This is a genomic window from Streptomyces sp. NPDC029956, from assembly GCF_055574655.1.
Map to the genome: position 1 here is coordinate 47,316 of NZ_JBVHZJ010000011.1, position 17,113 is coordinate 64,428.

The 17,113-nt window shown below is 71.9% G+C and carries 14 protein-coding genes; 8 read left to right on the top strand and 6 right to left on the bottom strand.

The features are described from left to right. Positions 1–57 precede the first annotated feature (57 nt). Together ACZ4XX_RS11435 and ACZ4XX_RS11440 are read left to right on the top strand one after the other, a co-directional pair. Positions 58–1,050 carry an ArsR/SmtB family transcription factor gene (locus tag ACZ4XX_RS11435; RefSeq protein ID WP_468507713.1) on the top strand — a complete coding sequence of 331 codons (993 nt, stop codon included), beginning with the start codon at positions 58–60 and terminating at the stop codon, positions 1,048–1,050. 79 nt (positions 1,051–1,129) lie between these two features. Beyond that, positions 1,130–2,146 (top strand): glycoside hydrolase family 6 protein, encoded by a 1,017-nt coding sequence (locus ACZ4XX_RS11440; RefSeq protein WP_468507714.1) that lies wholly within the window; start codon positions 1,130–1,132, stop codon positions 2,144–2,146. An 18-nt stretch (positions 2,147–2,164) separates the two neighbouring features. Here the strand turns inward: ACZ4XX_RS11440 and glxA are convergent, their stop codons facing one another. The 4 genes from glxA to ACZ4XX_RS11460 all read right to left on the bottom strand — a co-directional run bounded on the left by glxA (position 2,165) and on the right by ACZ4XX_RS11460 (position 6,776). After that, positions 2,165–4,126: a radical copper oxidase GlxA gene (gene glxA, locus ACZ4XX_RS11445; RefSeq protein WP_468507715.1), complete on the bottom strand. Its 1,962-nt coding sequence runs from the start codon at positions 4,124–4,126 to the stop codon at positions 2,165–2,167. A gap of 3 nt (positions 4,127–4,129) precedes the next feature. Beyond that, positions 4,130–5,947, bottom strand: a complete 1,818-nt coding sequence (locus ACZ4XX_RS11450) for a glycosyltransferase family 2 protein (protein WP_468507716.1) — start codon at positions 5,945–5,947, stop codon at positions 4,130–4,132. Positions 5,948–6,129: 182 nt separating this feature from the next. After that, the gene (locus ACZ4XX_RS11455) at positions 6,130–6,426 is read right to left on the bottom strand and encodes an MTH1187 family thiamine-binding protein (RefSeq protein WP_468507717.1); all 297 of its coding nucleotides are present in this window, start codon (positions 6,424–6,426) and stop codon (positions 6,130–6,132) included. Next, entirely contained in the window at positions 6,423–6,776 is a 354-nt protein-coding gene (locus tag ACZ4XX_RS11460; protein WP_468507718.1) for a DUF3817 domain-containing protein, read from the bottom strand. The genes ACZ4XX_RS11455 and ACZ4XX_RS11460 overlap by 4 nt, the downstream gene beginning before the upstream one ends. A 107-nt stretch (positions 6,777–6,883) precedes the next feature. Between ACZ4XX_RS11460 and ACZ4XX_RS11465 the strand changes: the two genes are divergently transcribed. The 4 genes from ACZ4XX_RS11465 (at position 6,884) to ACZ4XX_RS11480 (ending at position 9,514) form a co-directional block, all read left to right on the top strand. Beyond that, complete coding sequence (locus tag ACZ4XX_RS11465) at positions 6,884–7,522, top strand: AIM24 family protein (RefSeq protein ID WP_468507719.1); 639 nt, start codon at positions 6,884–6,886, stop codon at positions 7,520–7,522. After that, entirely contained in the window at positions 7,522–8,172 is a 651-nt protein-coding gene (locus tag ACZ4XX_RS11470; protein ID WP_468507720.1) for an AIM24 family protein, read from the top strand. Before ACZ4XX_RS11465 ends, ACZ4XX_RS11470 begins: the two co-directional genes overlap by 1 nt. Next, positions 8,169–8,954, top strand: a complete 786-nt coding sequence (locus tag ACZ4XX_RS11475) for an AIM24 family protein (protein WP_468507721.1) — start codon at positions 8,169–8,171, stop codon at positions 8,952–8,954. Before ACZ4XX_RS11470 ends, ACZ4XX_RS11475 begins: the two co-directional genes overlap by 4 nt. An 83-nt stretch (positions 8,955–9,037) precedes the next feature. Continuing rightward, positions 9,038–9,514 carry a MarR family winged helix-turn-helix transcriptional regulator gene (locus tag ACZ4XX_RS11480; protein WP_389036718.1) on the top strand — a complete coding sequence of 159 codons (477 nt, stop codon included), beginning with the start codon at positions 9,038–9,040 and terminating at the stop codon, positions 9,512–9,514. A 90-nt stretch (positions 9,515–9,604) separates the two neighbouring features. Here ACZ4XX_RS11480 and meaB read toward each other — a convergent pair whose 3' ends face one another. Next, positions 9,605–10,561, bottom strand: a complete 957-nt coding sequence (gene meaB, locus ACZ4XX_RS11485) for a methylmalonyl Co-A mutase-associated GTPase MeaB (RefSeq protein ID WP_468507722.1) — start codon at positions 10,559–10,561, stop codon at positions 9,605–9,607. A 35-nt stretch (positions 10,562–10,596) separates the two neighbouring features. Continuing rightward, positions 10,597–11,799, bottom strand: coding sequence for an acetyl-CoA C-acetyltransferase (locus ACZ4XX_RS11490; protein ID WP_468507723.1), 1,203 nt, complete (start codon positions 11,797–11,799; stop codon positions 10,597–10,599). A gap of 137 nt (positions 11,800–11,936) precedes the next feature. On the opposite strand from ACZ4XX_RS11490, the gene mce reads away from it, so the two are divergent. Continuing rightward, the gene (gene mce, locus ACZ4XX_RS11495; protein ID WP_468507724.1) at positions 11,937–12,389 is read left to right on the top strand and encodes a methylmalonyl-CoA epimerase; all 453 of its coding nucleotides are present in this window, start codon (positions 11,937–11,939) and stop codon (positions 12,387–12,389) included. A 211-nt stretch (positions 12,390–12,600) separates the two neighbouring features. Continuing rightward, complete coding sequence (gene scy / locus ACZ4XX_RS11500; RefSeq protein ID WP_468507809.1) at positions 12,601–17,112, top strand: polarized growth protein Scy; 4,512 nt, start codon at positions 12,601–12,603, stop codon at positions 17,110–17,112. The last annotated feature ends 1 nt before the right edge of the window (position 17,113 follow it).

A 17,113-nucleotide genomic window follows, 5' to 3' on the forward strand; every position in this document is an offset into this window, starting at 1 on the left:
GACGAATCTTCCGCTCGATCCGTCTCCGGTCCGAGCGAGGCGAACCCGGAGGGGCCCGTGCCGTACCACCTGCGTTTCGGCGAGGCCGACCCGCTGCGGATCCGGTTCGCGATCTCCCCGCTCTGGGAGACCCACTCCGCCGTGCGGGTCCTCGCCCGGCCCGGCAAGCAGGGCTACCACCTGCCGTGGATGCGGCGGATCGCGTCCGCTGCGCGGGAGCTCGACCTCGGGCCGCTGCATCTGCTGATGCCGTTGCACGGGCACAGTCCGGACTTCCTCTATCCGCCGCCGCTGGGGCCCGCCGCCGCGTTCGAGGACGAGATCGCGGCGGTGCGGGAGACCGATCCGGCGCTGGTCCTGGACGACTTCGAGCGGGCGCTCGCGGACACCCCAGGGGCGGCCGGGACGGCCGAGGGGCGGCGGCTGCTCGCGGATCCGGCAGGAGCGGTGCTGCGGCTCGCGGAGCTGCTCAGGACCGCGTGGGAGGCGCTGATCGCCCCGGACTGGCCCCGGCTGCGGGCGCTCCTGGAGGCGGACGTGGCGTACCACTCGCGGCGGCTCGCGGAGGGCGGGCTCGAACGGCTCCTGGACGAGCTGCACCCGGCCTTCGCGTGGGACGCGGGGAGCGCCACGCTCGAGGTCGCGTACCACGGTGAGCACATCCGTCCGCTGGACGGGCAGGGGCTGGTCCTGATGCCGTCGGTGTTCACGTGGCCGGACGTGGTGAGCGGGTTCGATCCGCCGTGGCAGCCGACGGTGGTCTATCCGGCCCGCGGGATCGGCGGGCTGTGGTCCGAGTCCGGGGACCGTACGCCGGAGGCCCTCGGGCGGCTGCTCGGCCCGGTGCGGGCGGACGTCCTGTGCGCCCTCTCCGAGCCCATGGGGACGACGGCGCTCTCGCACCTCCTCGGCCGTGCCCCGTCCACCGTCTCCGCGCACCTGGCGGTGCTGCGGGACGCTGGGCTGCTGGCGTCGCGGCGCTACGGCCACCAGGTGCTGTACGAGCGGACCCCGCTGGGGATCGCGGTGTCGCAGCCCGGAACCAGTTGACCGAGATGCCACGATGGCCCGGATCGTCCCACCGTCCGTACGAAGCGCCGTGCTCGCCGTACCCGACCCTGGGGGCCGGATGTCCCGTCGCACCGCCACCGCCGTCGCCCTGGCCCTCGTCTCGGCGCTGCTCCTGACCGGGTGCGGTGAGGACGAGCCCCCGACCGGCCCGGTCGGTCCGCCGTCCACGCGCGGCGAGGCCGCGACCCCGGCGAGCGGCTCGCCGTTCTGGGTCGACCCGGAGAGCGACGCGGCCAGGCAGGTGCGGCTGTACGAGGCGCAGGGCAGGAGCGAGGACGCGAAGGTCCTGAAGCGGATCGCGGACCGCCCGGTCGCGGACTGGCCGGCCGGGGACGATCCCGTACCGGAGATCACCCGCGCGGTGCGGGGCGCGGCGGCGGAGAACCGTACGGCCGTGTTCGTCGCGTACAACATCCCGCACCGCGACTGCGGCATGTACTCGGCGGGCGGCTCGCACGACGCGCGGGCCTACCGGACCTGGATCGACTCCTTCGCCACCGCGCTCGGGGAGGCCTCGGCGATCGTCGTCCTGGAGCCGGACGCGGTGCCGCACATCGTGGACGGCTGCACCCCGGCCCAGTACCACGACGAGCGGTACCGGCTGCTCACCGAGGCGATCGAGCGGCTCAAGCGGCAGCCCCGCACCCGGGTCTACCTGGACGCCGGCAACCCGGCCTGGATCGACGACCCGGGCAGGCTGGTGGAGCCGCTGCGCCGGGCGGGCGTCGGCCACGCGGACGGCTTCTCGCTGAACGTCTCCAACTTCCAGACCGACGACGCGGTGAGGAGCTTCGGCGCGAGGCTGTCGGGGCTGCTCGGCGGCACCCACTTCGCCGTGGACACCAGCCGCAACGGCGACGGCCCCCTCCCGGGCGACCGGGAGGACGCCTGGTGCAATCCGCCGGGCCGGGCCCTCGGCGTACCGCCGACGGACCGGACCGGGGACGAGCTGGTCGACGCGTACCTGTGGATCAAGCGCCCCGGCGACTCGGACGGCCCGTGCCGGGGCGGCCCGGCCGCCGGCACGTGGTGGCCGGACTACGCCCTGGGCCTGGCGCGCAGGGCGAAGTCGTAGGCCGTCGGGAGAGCGGGTTCAGTCCACCTGGATCCACTTCGCCTCGGACGGGATGCCGTTCGCGTCGGTGACGAAGAGCATGTACCAGCCGGGCGGTACGAGGGTCCGGTCCTCCGGTACGTCGACGGTGACCGTCGTCGCGCTCGGGCTCCTGGTCAGGCCGAGCTCCACCGAGCGCTGTTCGACGTCGGTGGAGTGGGTGACGGCGCTGGGCCGCATGAGCCGGGCCGCGGCGATCCGGCCGGCGTCCTTGGTCTTGAAGGTGGCCCGGCCGTTCTGGTCGAGTTCCTGCGGGCCCTCCCCCAGGACGGGCCGGTCGGCGCCGGCCCTGTGGAGGTAGGGCGGGGTGAAGACCTCGACGCGCTGCTCGAAGGTGCCGAGCCTGGTGTTGTCCTTGTCGTCGAAGAGCGGGTCGGAGCCGAAGGTGGCGACCCGGCCGTCGGGGAGCAGCAGCGCCTCGGAGTGGTAGTTGCGGCCGACGGTGGGTGCGGCGGCCTCGGTGAAGGCGTTGCTCCTCGGGTCGTAGAACTGCGCCTTGAGGATGTCGCTGCCGCCGCGGCCGCGGTAGTCCTCGGAGCCGCCGGTGGTGAACACGGTGTCGTCGGGCAGCAGGACACTGCTGAGGTAGCGGGTGCCCTGCGGGAGTTCCGGCCCGTCGGTGAAGACGGGGCTGTCCCGGGACACGTCGATGATCGAGGTGCGGGCGGTCGACCTGGACGACTCGCCGACCCCGCCGCCGCCGAGGACCATGACCTTCTGGTTCTGGGCGGGGGGCAGGATCAGGGAGGCGGAGGTCTCCAGCTGGTCGGGGTCGGTGAGCCCGCCGAGCTTGGTGAAGGAGTTCTTCTTCAGGTCCCACAGTCCCGGTTCGCGGCCCTTCTCGGCGGGGCCGTAACCGGCGTTGGAGCCGGTGTAGAGGAGCTTGCCGCCCTTGGTGAGGAAGAGGGAGGGGTAGGTGGGGAAGTAGCGGAAGGGGCCCTTGGACCACTTCTTGGTCCCGGGGTCGTAGATCTCGTTGTCGCCTGGGACGACGTCGCCGACGTCGTTGAGTCCGGAGACGGCGAGGACCTTGCCGTCCTGGAGGGTGACGAGGGTGGGGTACCAGCGGGCGTCCTTCATGGGGGCGACGGGGATGTACCTCTCGGCCTTCGGGTCGAACTCGTAGGCGCCCTTGATGCCCTGGAAGTCCTGCTTCCCGGTGGTGAGCTTCTGCGCGAGTCCGTAGACGTCGTCGGCGGCGTCACCCTCGAGACCGACGACCTCGTACTGCGCGGCCTCGGTGGTGAGGGCCTGCGGGCCCTCTTCACGTGCTTCGACGAAGACCCGGGCCTCGGCGGCGGTGACCTTCGTCTTCCACGGCTTCATCTGTCCGCTCTCGAAGTACGAGATCTCGAACGCGCGGGTGGCCTTGGGGACGGTGACGTCGGACGTGGAGACGTACTCGACCCCGGACGGCGAGCGGAAGACGGTGCCCTTCCTGAGGGTGACGGCCTTGTCGGGGCTCTCGTTCTTGACCCGCATGCCGCCGCCGGCCTTCTTGACCTCTCCGTCGAGGATCTCGTACCGCGCGGTGCCGCCGGCGACCAGCAGCCGGCCGTCGGGGAGCTGGGTGTGGCCGGAGCAGAAGAAGTCCACGGGGGTGGGGATCTTCTTGAAGGTGTTCTCCACGGGGTCCCAGAGGACGGTCTCGAAGGTCCCCGCGTCGAAGTTCTTCTGGCTGTTGCCGGAGCCGGCGATCAGCAGCACCTTGCCGGTGTGCAGCAGGGCCGCGTGGATGGCGTTGATCCGGTACCGGCCGGGGACCGTGACCTGGGTCCAGGAGCCGAACTGCCGCTGGTAACCGGGCTGGGCGATCTTGTAGGCGTGGTACTTCTCCTCGGCGAAGGAGACGGCGGCGGGGGCGTTGAGCGCGGCGAGGACCAGTACCGCCGCGCTGCCGAACAGGGTCTTCCGGAACTTCTTCGACGGTCGGTGGGCCATGGGTCAGTTCCCTCCGGTCGTCGTGGGGGCGGGGGCGACGGGGGCGGTCGTCGTGACCACCTCGACCCCTTCGAGGGCGTCGGCCGGACCCCGGGCGTTCGCGCGTGCCCGGGACCGGGCACGGGCGAGCTCGCGGACGCGGAGCGCGCGCCGTTCCCTGATCGCCGTACAGGCCCAGAGGGTGATCGGGCCGAGCGCGACGACCAGGGCGAGCGCCGCCCAGACGCGCATGGCCGCGTGGGTGTGCCCGAAGTGGACGGAGGCGGCGAGTGAGGCGACGAGGACCGCCGCCCAGGCGAGGTGGACCCGGAAGGTCAGGATCCGGTCCGGGCTGGCCTCGCCGCCCTTGGGCGTGACGACGAAGCGGCCGCGGGTGCGGAGGACCGCCGAGCCGAGGGACCTGAGGTAGATGGGGGCGGAGAACGCGGACATCGCCATGCCGGCGAGGCCGCCGGAGCCCTCGGGTTCGTGGGGCGAGACGTTGTGCCGCCGGTTCCAGAGGTAGAGACCGATCTGGAGGGCGACGGCGTCGCTGTAGATCATCAGCCACACCGATGTGGTGACCTGGGTTCCGGAGGCGCCGAACCAGAGGTAGAGGACGCCGCTGAGGACGCCGAGGAGCCAGTTGACCGCGGTCATCGGGTAGTACACGAGCATCAGGGTGTAGTTGAGGAAGCGGCCCGGCGGAGTACGGAAGGGCGCCTTCCAGTACTGCCTGACGATCGTCTCGTACGTGCCCCGGGACCAGCGGAGCTGCTGTGTGAAGAAGTCCGTCCAGGAGGCCGGTCCCTCGCCGACGGCGAGGACGTCGGGGGTGTAGACGGAGCGCCAGTAGCGGCCGGTGCCCGGGTTCTTCCTGCGGTGCAGTTCGAAGCCGGTGGCCATGTCCTCGGTGACCGAGTCGTACAGGCCGCCGATCTGCTTGAGGGCGGAGATCCGGACGACGTTGTTCGTGCCGACGAACATGGGCGCGTGGTAGCGGTTCCCGGCGCGCTGGATGAGGGCGTGGAAGAGGAACTGCTGGGACTCGGCGGCCTTGGTGACGATGCCGGTGTAGTTGCCGTACACCTGCGGTCCGACGACGAAGGCGATGTCGGGGTCGCGGAAGTAGCCGAGCATCCGCTCCAGGAGGTCGGGGAGCGGAACGTGGTCGGTGTCGACGGAGGCGAAGAACTCGTACGCGTCGCCGTGCATGGCGAGCCAGGCGTTGTAGTTGCCGTGCTTCGTCCGCGCCTTGTGGGCGCCCTTCGCACGGTTCCACTCGGGGACGCCTGCCCGGGTGAAGTGGCGTACGCCCAGCTCGGCGCAGAGCGCCTTGGCCTCGGCGGAGTCGCCCTCGTCGAGGAGCCAGACGTCGAGGTGGCCGTCGTGCCGCAGCCGGGTGGCCCCCTCCAGGGTGCCGCGGACCATGGCGAGGGGCTCCCTGCCCGGGACGTACGTGGTGAGGAAGGCGACCCGGGTGCCCTTCTCGGCGTACACGGGTATCGGGTCGCGGGCGACCATGGTGGCGTGGGCGATCGAGGTGACGTTCACCAGCATGAAGAAGCAGATGAGCCCGATCGACGCGAGCATCACGGTGTCGAGGTGGACGAGCAGGCGGTCGCCGCCCTCGCGGACGGTCCAGTGGCCGGGCCAGACGAGATAGGCGAGGAGCAGCGCCGAGAGGACCGGCGCGAGGCCCATCAGGAGGACGGCCCGTATTCGGTGCGGCTCCTTCGAGAGCAGACTCCGGTACCGCACCTGGTAGGTCCCGGGGTCCGGTTCGGTGAGCGGACCGGCGAGTCGGCTGTAGGTGTCGTAGTCGTAGGCTCCCGGCCGCACGGTGCCTCCAGCTGTCGTCGAACGGATCGAAGTCCCAACGGATCGATATCCCAACGAAAGGGGCAAACGTTCGGTGTGTCGACTGGAGTAGTCCGAGTGGGTTGTCCGGCCGGAGGACGGCGGGAAGCCCCGGCCTGTGATCAGGACCGGGGCTTCGCTTCATGCACGAAGAGGCAGGGGCGTCAGGCGCGGAGGTGGCGCTCCACCGTCTCGACCTTGGACGTCAGACCGTCCGTCACGCCCGGGCGGATGTCGACCTTCATGACCACCGAGACGCGCGGGGCCCGCGCCTCCACGGCGGCGACCGCGCGCTTCACGACGTCCATGACCTGGTCCCAGTCGTCGCCCTCGACGGAGGTGAACATCGCGTCGGTGCGGTGCGGCAGCCCGGACTCGCGGACGACGCGGACGGCGTCGGCGACGTACGCGCCGACCTCCTCCCCCACACCCAGCGGGGTGACCGAGAACGCGACGATCACGCCTTCACCGCGCCCTCGGCGGCCGCGGCGCGGGCGCGGGAGGCGATGACCGCGTTCGCGGCCTCGAGCTTGAGCTTCCGCTCGGCGTAGAAGCCGCCCAGGGGCAGCACGGAGAGGACGAAGTAGAGGGCGGCCGTCCCGAAGCTCCACTTGGTCCGGTTCCAGGCGTCCAGCCAGAACAGGACGTAGAGGACGAACAGCAGGCCGTGGATCGCACCCATGACCGGCACCGCGTTGAAGTCCGTCGTCCGCTTGAGCACCGAGCAGACCAGCAGGAGCAGGAACGAGACGGCCTCCGGCGCGGAGACGAGCCGGAGCCGGTGGAGGGAGGAAGCGGTCTTGATGTCCACGGAGGGGGTCACCTTCGTTCGATCTTGTGAACGGATGCACAAGGGCCCGTCCATTGTGCACGCCGACTTTGCTGTCTCTTTATCCGGGTCCCCAGTACCTTCTGCTGGTGGCTACGTTCCGACTCCAGGGCAGCAAGGTGCTCGCCGTCTCCGTGACCGGCGACGCCGTCAAGGCGAAGAACGGCTCGATGGTCGCCTATGACGGCCAGATGGCGTTCAAGAAGATGAGTGGTGGCGGTGAGGGCCTGCGCGGCATGGTCACCCGCCGGCTCACGGGTGAGCAGATGGAGATGATGGAGGTACGCGGCCAGGGGACCTGCTGGTTCGCCGACCGGGCCTCCGAGATCAACCTCGTCTCGCTCCACGGCGACAAGCTCTGGGTCGAGGCGAGCAATCTGCTCTGCACCGACGCGGGGCTGCGCACCGGCACCACCTTCACCGGCCTGCGCGGCGGGGCCACCGGCAACGGTCTCTTCACCACGACCGTGGAGGGCACCGGCCAGGCCGCGATCATGTCCGACGGCCCGGCGGTGGTGCTGCGGGTGACCCCGCAGTACCCGCTCCAGGTCGACCCCGGCGCGTACATCGCCCACCAGGGCAACCTCCAGCAGCACTTCCAGTCGGGTGTGACCTTCCGCACCTTCATGGGCGAGGGCGGCGGCGAGGCCTTCCAGATCCGCTTCGAGGGGGACGGCCTCGTGTACGTCCAGCCGAGCGAGCGGAACACGGTCGGGGGGGACGTCTGATGCCGTTCCGCGAGATCAACTCGAAGATGGTCGAGGCGACCGTCGTCCCCGGGCAGCGGATGTTCAGCCAGCGTGGCGCGATGCTCGCGTACCGCGGCGACGTCACTTTCACGCCGAACGCGGCGGGCGGCCAGGGCGGCGTGATGTCGATGATCGGCCGCCGGGTGGCCGGCGAGGCGACGCCGCTGATGACCGTCGAGGGCAACGGCACGGTGATGTTCGGGCACGGCGGTCACCACATCCAGGTGATCGGGCTGACCGGCGACACCCTGTACGTGGAGGCCGACCGGCTCCTCGCCTTCGACGGCACCCTGGAACAGGGCACCATGTTCATGGGCTCGCAGGGCGGGGTCATGGGCATGGTCCGCGGCCAGGTGACCGGCCAGGGCCTCTTCACCACCACCCTGAAGGGCCACGGCGCGGTGGCCGTGATGGCGCACGGCGGCGTCATCGAGCTGCCGATCACCCCGGGCCGCCCGGTGCACGTGGACCCGCAGGCGTACGTGGCCCACCACGGCGACGTACGGAACAAGCTCTCCACCGCGCTCGGCTGGCGCGACATGGTGGGGCGCGGCTCGGGCGAGGCGTTCCAGCTGGAGCTGAGCGGCAGTGGTGCGGTGTACGTGCAGGCCTCGGAGGAGAAGCTGTGACCGGTCCCGTGATCCACGACCCGACGACCCTGCCGTCGGACGACAACGTGAACGCGTACACCTTCTGCGTGGAGCTCAAGGGCTCCCAGTGGTTCCTGCAGAAGGGCAAGATGATCGCCTACTACGGGCGGATCGAGTTCAACGGCATCGGGCACGGGCGGCTGGACCGTCTGGTGCGGACGTCGTTCCACTCGCCGCTGCACGCGAGCGACTGGGTGGTCGCCGAGGGCAGCGGGAAGATGCTGCTGGCGGACCGGGCCTTCGACGTGAACTCGTTCGACCTGGACCGGGGCAATCTGACGATCCGGTCCGGCAATCTGCTCGCCTACCAGCCCACGCTCGCGCTCAAGCAGTCGATCGTGCCGGGGTTCGTGACGCTGATCGGCACGGGCAAGTTCGTGGCCGCGTCGAACGGCCCGGTGGTCTTCATGGAGCCGCCGATGCGGGTGGACCCGCAGGCCCTGGTCGGCTGGGCGGACTGCCCCTCCCCCTGCCACCACTACGACCACGGCTACATGACGGGGGTGATGGGCGGCGTCCGCGCGCTGACGGGCATCGGGGGCACCTCGGGCGAGGAGCACCAGTTCGAGTTCGTGGGCGCGGGCACGGTCCTCCTCCAGTCGACGGAGATCCTGATGGCGGACCGCGCGATCGGCGGCCCACCGGCCCAGGCGGGTGTACCGGGCGGCCATGGATCGCCTGCTTCCGGCCAGTCTGTGCAAGGCTCGGTACCGCGCCTTCCCGGCCAGCTCGGCGACCTCCAGCGTCGCTTCGGTCTGTGAGCGGTAGTCTGCGGAGGGTGACGTCTTCGAACGCACGCTCCCAGAGTTCGTCAAGTATTCAACTTCTTAGGTAGAATCCATATATGGAGACCGAGACCGCCACCCCGTGGCTCACCGACGCCGAGCAGTGTGCGTGGCGCACATTCCTGGACGTCCAGAGGATGCTGACGTACCAGCTGGAGCGGGACCTCCAGCCCTTCGGACTGACGATGAACGACTACGAGATCCTCGTGAACCTCTCGGAGTCGGCCGAGCGGCGGCTGCGCATGAGCGATCTGGCCTCGGCCACGCTCCAGTCGAAGAGCCGCCTCTCGCACCAGATCACCCGCATGGAGAACGCCGGACTCGTCCGGCGCGAGAACTGCGAGTCCGACCGCCGCGGACTGTACGCCGTGCTGACCGACGCGGGCATGGAGACCATGCACAAGGTCGCCCCGCACCACGTCGAGTCGGTGCGCAAGCACTTCATCGACCAGATCGGCCCTGACGCGCTCGGCGACCTGCGCGAGTCCCTGAAGCCCGTCGCGGACCAGCTGCGCGGCCGGCGCGGCAAGCCGTAGCGGCGGCCGCGCCCGCCGGACCTGACGAAGTAGGGCCTCACCGGTCGTCCCGGTGAGGCCCTGTTCCGTACCTGTGGAGCCGTACGCGGCTCAGTTGCCCGTCAGGCTCGCGACCAGCTCGTCCGAGGCCGCGTACGGGTCGAGGTCGCCCGCCACGATCCGCTCCGCGAGCGCGTCCAGGCGCCGGTCGCCGTGCAGATCCCCGATCCGCTCGCGCAGGGCCGTGACCGCGATGGTCTCGACCTCGCGCGCGGCACGGGCCCGGCGGCGCTCCGCCAGGACCCCGTGCTCCTCCATCCAGGCGCGGTGCTTCTCCAGGGCCTCCACGACCTCGTCGATGCCCTCGCCGCGCGCCGCGACCGTCTTCACGATCGGCGGCCGCCAGTCGCCGGGGCCGCGTGCCTCGCCCAGGCCCAGCATGTGGTTGAGCTCGCGGGCCGTGGCGTCCGCGCCGTCCCGGTCGGCCTTGTTCACCACGTACACGTCGCCGATCTCCAGGATGCCCGCCTTCGCGGCCTGGATGCCGTCGCCCATGCCCGGGGCGAGCAGCACGACCGAGGTGTCGGCCTGGGAGGCGATCTCGACCTCCGACTGCCCGACGCCCACGGTCTCCACCAGGATCACCTCGCAGCCGGCCGCGTCCAGGACGCGGATGGCCTGCGGGGCGGACCAGGCGAGACCGCCCAGGTGACCGCGGGTCGCCATGGAACGGATGTAGACGCCCGGGTCGGAGGCGTGATCCGACATCCGGACCCGGTCACCGAGGAGCGCCCCGCCACTGAACGGCGAGGACGGGTCGACGGCCAGGACGCCGACCCGCCTGCCCGCCCGACGGTAGGCGGAGACCAGCGCGGACGTCGACGTGGACTTGCCGACACCGGGCGAGCCGGTCAGGCCCACCACGTACGCGCCGCCGGTGAGCGGTGCGAGCGCCGCCATGACCTCGCGCAGCTGCGGGGACGCCCCCTCCACGAGTGAGATCAGCCGGGCCACGGCCCGTGGCCTGCCCTCCCGTGCCTGGGCGACCAGAGCGGGGACGTCCACCATGCGCAGAGCTCCTTGCCTGACCTTGCAGAGGTGACTTACTTGCCGGCGACGCGGACGATCAGCGCGTCACCCTGACCTCCGCCGCCGCACAGGGCGGCCGCGCCGATGCCGCCGCCACGCCGCTTGAGCTCCAGGGCCAGGTGCAGTACCACGCGGGCGCCGGACATGCCGATGGGGTGACCGAGGGCGATGGCGCCACCGTTGACGTTCACCTTCTCGGGGGTAACGCCGAGGTCCTTCATTGACTGGACGGCGACCGCGGCGAAGGCCTCGTTGATCTCGATGAGGTCGAGGTCGTCGACGGTCAGGCCCTCCTTCTTGAGGGCGTGCCGGATCGCGTTGGACGGCTGCGACTGCAGCGAGTTGTCCGGGCCCGCCACGTTGCCGTGGGCGCCGATCTCGGCGATCCACTCCAGGCCCAGCTCCTCGGCCTTGGCCTTGCTCATCACGACGACGGCGGCGGCGCCGTCGGAGATCTGCGAGGACGTGCCGGCGGTGATGGTGCCGTCCTTGGCGAAGGCCGGGCGGAGCTTGCCGAGGGACTCGGCGGTGGTCTCCGCGCGGATGCCCTCGTCCTTGGAGAAGACGACCGGCTCGCCCTTGCGCTGCGGGATCTCGACCGGAGTGATCTCGGCCTCGAAGATGCCGTTCTTCTGGGCGGCGGCGGCGCGCTGGTGCGAGAGGGCGGCGATCTCGTCCTGCTCGGGGCGCTGGATGCCCAGGCGGCTGTTGTGCTTCTCGGTGGACTCGCCCATGGCGATGTTCTCGAAGGCGTCGGTCAGACCGTCGTACGCCATGGCGTCGAGCATCTCGATGGCGCCGTACTTGAAGCCCTCGCGGGACTTCGGCAGCAGGTGCGGAGCGTTGGTCATCGACTCCTGGCCGCCGGCGACGACCACGTCGAACTCGCCGGCGCGGATCAGCTGGTCGGCGAGCGCGATGGCGTCGAGACCCGAGAGACACACCTTGTTGATGGTGAGCGCGGGAACGTTCATGGGGATGCCCGCCTTGACCGCGGCCTGGCGGGCGGGGATCTGGCCGGCGCCCGCCTGGAGCACCTGGCCCATGATCACGTACTGGACCTGGTCGCCGCCGATGCCGGCCCGGTCGAGCGCGGCCTTGATGGCGAAGCCGCCGAGCTCGGCGCCCGAGAAGGACTTGAGCGAGCCGAGCAGGCGACCCATGGGCGTGCGGGCGCCCGCGACGATCACTGAGGTGGTACCGGTCGTTCCAGACATGAGGCACGGCCCCTAGGGATGAGAGGTGAACGAGGGTTTACCGCCAATGTACTGAGCGGCGGACCGCCGGGTCATCGGCCGGTCGGTGTGACGGCGCGCACGTTGCGTAACCACCGTCGCAGCGCTGCACTAGAGGCATGCTGACGCGAATCGACCACATCGGGATCGCCTGTTTCGACCTGGACAAGACTGTCGAGTTCTACCGTGCCACGTACGGTTTCGAGGTCTTCCACTCCGAGGTCAACGAGGAGCAGGGCGTCCGCGAGGCCATGCTCAAGATCAACGACACCTCGGACGGCGGGGCCTCGTACCTCCAGCTCCTGGAGCCGACCCGCGAGGACTCCGCGGTGGGCAAGTGGCTCGCCAAGAACGGCGAGGGCGTGCACCACATCGCCTTCGGCACGGCGGACGTGGACGGCGCCGCCGACGACATCCGCTCCAAGGGCGTCCGGGTCCTCTACGACCAGCCGCGGATCGGCTCCATGGGCTCCCGGATCACCTTCCTGCACCCCAAGGACTGCCACGGCGTCCTCACGGAACTGGTCACCTCGGCAGAGCCGTCGGCTGACCACTCCTCAGCGGAGCACTGACCTCCGGATTCCTGGCCCGGTAGAGTGGGCGACTCCGGGCCGGGGCCGGTCGGGGCCGCTCCGTGCGGCACCGTAGTCGGGATGTCGGGGTCGTCCGATCTGCCACGATTCCCCGGGGGTCCGTCCTCTGCCGTGAGGGCGGCTCGTCGGAGTTGCGACCAGGGTTGGGGTCTCCCCTGCTCGAAGAGCTCGGGGAAGGATGGACCGCGCAGTGCGGGGCTACGAACGCCAGGAGAGCCACCGAGCTGAAGACGACCATCTCGCCAGGTTCGAAGCCGAGATGGACCGGCTGAAGACCGAGCGCGAGAAGGCCGTTCAGCACGCCGAGGATCTCGGATACCAGGTCGAGGTCTTGCGCGCCAAGCTCCACGAGGCGCGCCGCACCATCGCGTCCCGACCCGCCTACGACAGCGCGGACATCGGCTACCAGGCCGAGCAGCTGCTGCGGAACGCGCAGGCTCAGGCCGAGCAGCTCCGCCAGGACGCCGAGCGCGAGCTCCGCGACGCCCGCGCCCAGACGCAGCGCATCCTCCAGGAGCACGCCGAGCACCAGTCCCGGCTCCAGGCCGAACTGCACAACGAGGCGGTCCAGCGCCGTCAGCAGCTGGACCAGGAACTCAGCGAGCGCCGGCAGACCGTCGAGGCGCACGTCAACGAGAACGTCGCCTGGGCCGAGCAGCTCCGCGCCCGTACGGAGTCCCAGGCCCGCCGTCTCATGGAGGAGTCCCGCGCGGAGGCCGAGCAGGCGCTCGCCACCGCCCGCGCCGAGGCCACCCGGCTCGCCGAGGAGACCAGCCGGCGCGTCGGCTCCGAGGCCGAGGCCGCCCGTGCCGAGGCCGAAGCGATTCTGCTGCGCGCCCGCAAGGACGCCGAGCGACTCCTCGGCGCCGCCTCCAGCCAGGCGCAGGAGGCCACCAGCCACGCCGAGCAGCTCCGTACGACCACCACCGCCGAGACCGACCAGGCCCGTCGGCAGGCCACCGAGCTCTCCCGCGCCGCCGAGCAGCGCATGCAGGAGGCCGAGGAGAAGCTGCGCGTCGCACGCGCGGAGGCCGAGAAGGCCCTCACCGAGGCCAAGGAAGCCGCCGCCAAGCAGCTCGCCACCGCCGAGTCGGTCAACGAGCAGCGCACCCGCACCGCGAAGACGGAGATCGCCCGGCTCGTCGGCGAAGCCACCAAGGACGCCGAGGCGCTCAAGGCCGAGGCCGGGGAGAAGCTGCGCGAGGCGACCGCCGAGGCGGAGAAGCTCGTCTCCGAGGCCTCGGAGAAGGCGCGTACGGTCGCCGCCGAGGACTCCGCCGCCGCGCTCGCCAAGGCCGCGCGCAACGCCGAGGAGATCCTCACCAAGGCGTCCGACGACGCCCGGGAGACCACCCGCAAGGCCTCCGAGGAGGCCGAGCGGATCCGCCGCGAGACCGAGGCGGAGATCGACCGGCTGCGCTCCCAGGCCGAGGAGCAGGCGGACGAGCTGCTCGGTTCGGCGAAGGACGACACCAAGGAGTACCGCGCCAAGACGGTCGAGCTGCAGGAGGAGGCACGCCGGCTGCGCGGCGAGGCCGAGCAGCTGCGCGCCGAGGCCATCGCGGAGGGCGAGCGGATCCGCGGCGAGGCCCGCCGCGAGGCCGTCCAGCAGATCGAGGAGGCGGCCAGCAGCGCCGAGGAGCTCCTCACCAAGGCCCGTACCGACGCCGACGAGATGCGGACGAAGGCCGGCGCCGAGAGCGAGCGGGTCAAGTCCGAGGCCGTGGAGCGCGCCCAGACGCTCCGGACGCAGGCCGAGGAGACCCTGGAGCGGACCCGCGCCGAGGCCGAGCGGCTGCGCGTCGAGGCCGAGGAGCAGGCCGAGGCGGTCAGGGCGGCGGCCGAGGAGACCGCTGCCGGGCTGCGCGCCGACGCGGAGCGGGCCGCCGAGGCCCGCCGCGCCGAGGCCGCCGAGGAGCTGACCCGGCTGCACACCGACGCCGAGGCGAAGGTCGTGGCGGCCGGTGAGGAGCTCACCGACGCGCGTGCCGAGGGCGAGCTGATCCGGCGCGAGGCCGCCGAGGAGACGGAGCGGCTGCGGACCGAGTCCGCCGAGCGCAGCCGTACGCTCCAGGAGCAGGCCGAGCAGGAGGCCGAGCGGCTGCGCGCCGAGGCCGCGTCGGACGCGTCCACCACGCGTACCGAGGCCGAGAGCGCCGCCGGGCGACTCCGCAAGGAGGCGGCCGAGGAGGCCGAGCGGCTGCGGTCGGAGGCCCAGGAGACCGCCGACCGGGTCCGTGCCGAGGCCGCCGCCGCGGCCGAGCGGGTGGCCACCGAGGCCGCCGAGGCGCTGGCCGCCGCCCAGGAGGAGGCCGTCCGGCGTCGCCGGGAGGCCGAGGAGACGCTCGAGTCGGCCCGTTCCGAGGCCGGCCGGGAGCGCGAGCACGCCCGCGCGCAGTCCGAGGAGCTGCTCGCCGCGGCCCGCAAGCGCGTCGAGGACGCGCAGGTCGAGGCGCAGCGCCTGGTCGAGGAGGCGGACGCGCGGGCGACCGACATGGTCACCGCGGCCGAGCAGACCGCCCAGGAGGTTCGGGACTCGGTCGCCGGGCTGCGCGAGCAGGCCGAGGAGGAGGTCGCCGGGCTGCGCAGCGCCGCCGAGCACGCGGCCGAGCGGACGCGTTCCGAGGCGCAGGAGGAGGCGGACCGGGTCCGCGCCGACGCGTACGAGGAGCGGGAGCGGGCGTCGGAGGACGCCGCCCGCACGCGGACGCGCGCGCAGGAGGAGACGGACGCCGCGAAGGCGCTGGCCGAGCGGACGGTCGCCGACGCGATCGCCGAGTCGGAGAAGCTGCGGTCGGACACCGCCGAGTACGCGCAGCGGGTCCGCACCGAGGTGACGGATTCGCTCGCCGCGTCCGAGCAGGACGCGGCCCGTACCCGGGCCGACGCCCGCGACGACGCGAACCGGATCCGTTCGGAGGCCGCCGAGCGCGCCGAGTCGGTCGTCGGCGAGGCCCGTGCGGAGGCGGACCGGATCGCCGCCGAGGCCGAGCAGGTCCTGGACGAGGCCCGTCAGGCGGCGGACAAGCGCCGCAGCGACGCGGCCGAGCAGGCCGACGCCCTCCTCGCCGAGGCCACCTCGGAGGCCGAACGGCTCACCCGCGAGACGGCCGCCGAGGCCGAACGGCTCACCGCCGAGGCGGTCGAGCTCATGGAGACCACCGAACAGGACGCCCGACGCCTCCGCACCGAGGCCGAACAGGTCAAGGCCGACGGGGAGGCGCACGCGGAGGCGCTGCGGGCGGCCGCGGTCGCCGACGGCGAGCAGGTCCTCGACGAGGCCCGCAAGGCCGCCGACAAGCGCCGCAGCGACGCCGCAGAACAGGCCGACGCCCTCCTCGCCGAAGCCACCTCGGAGGCCGAGCGACTCACCCGCGAGACGGCCGCCGAGGCCGAACGGCTCACCGCCGAGGCGGTCGAGCTCATGGAGACCACCGAACAGGACGCCCGACGCCTCCGCACCGAGGCCGAACAGGTCAAGATCGACGGGGAGGCACACGCGCAGGCCCTGCGGAACGCCGCCCTGGCCGACGGCGAGCAGGTCCTCGACGAGGCCCGCAAGGCCGCCGACAAGCGCCGCAGCGACGCCGCAGAACAGGCCGACGCCCTCCTCGCCGAAGCCACCTCGGAGGCCGAGCGACTCACCCGCGAGACGGCCGCCGAGGCCGAACGGCTCACCGCCGAGGCGACCGCGGAGGCCGAACGGCTCACCCGCGAGGCCGGCGAGCTCTGCGATTCCGTCACGGCGGAGGCGCGCGCCGCGGCCGAGGCGACCGTGGCCTCCGCCCAGCAGGACGCCGAGCGGATCCGTACCGAGTCGGAGCGGCTCAGGGCCGACGCCGAGGCGGCCGCCGAGCAGATGCGTGCGGAGGCCCGCGAGGAGGCGGACCGGACGCTCGACGAGGCGCGGGAGGCCGGCGCCCGGAAGCGTTCGGACGCGGCCGAGCAGGCGGACCAGCTCATCGGCAAGGCCCAGGAGGAGGCGCTGCGGGCCACCACCGAGGCCGAGGCGCAGGCCGACATGATGGTCGGCGCGGCCCGCAAGGAGGCCGAGCGGATCGTCGCCGAGGCGACCATCGAGGGCAACTCGCAGGTGGAGAAGGCCCGTACGGACGCGGACGAACTCCTGGTCGGGGCACGCGGCGACGCGACGGCCATAAGGGAGCGCGCCGAGGAGCTGCGGGGCCGGATCGAGGGCGAGATCGAGGAGCTGCACGAGCGGGCGCGCCGCGAGAGCGCCGAGCAGATGAAGACGGCGGGCGAGCGGGTCGACAACCTGATGAAGGCCGCGACGGAGCAGCGGGCCGAGGCCGACGCGAAGGCCAAGGAGCTGGTCTCCGAGGCGAGTTCGGAGGCGAGCAAGGTCCGTATCGCCGCGGTCCGCAAGGCCGAGGCGCTCCTCAAGGAGGCCGAGCAGAAGAAGGCCTCGCTCGTCGCGGAGGCCGAGGGCATCAAGGCCGAGGCCGAGCGGACGCTGGCGGAGGCCCGGGCCGAGGCGGAGACGACGATCGAGGAAGGTCAGCGCGAACTGGAGGTGCTCGTGCGGCGCCGCAAGGACATCAATGCCGAGATCTCCCGTGTCCAGGACGTGCTGGAGGCGTTGGAGTCTTTCGAGACCCCGTCCGCCGGTACGAAGGATGGGGTCAAGGCGGGTGCGTCAGCGGGTTCCACTCGTTCGAGTGGCAAGCCTCAGGACGGCTAGC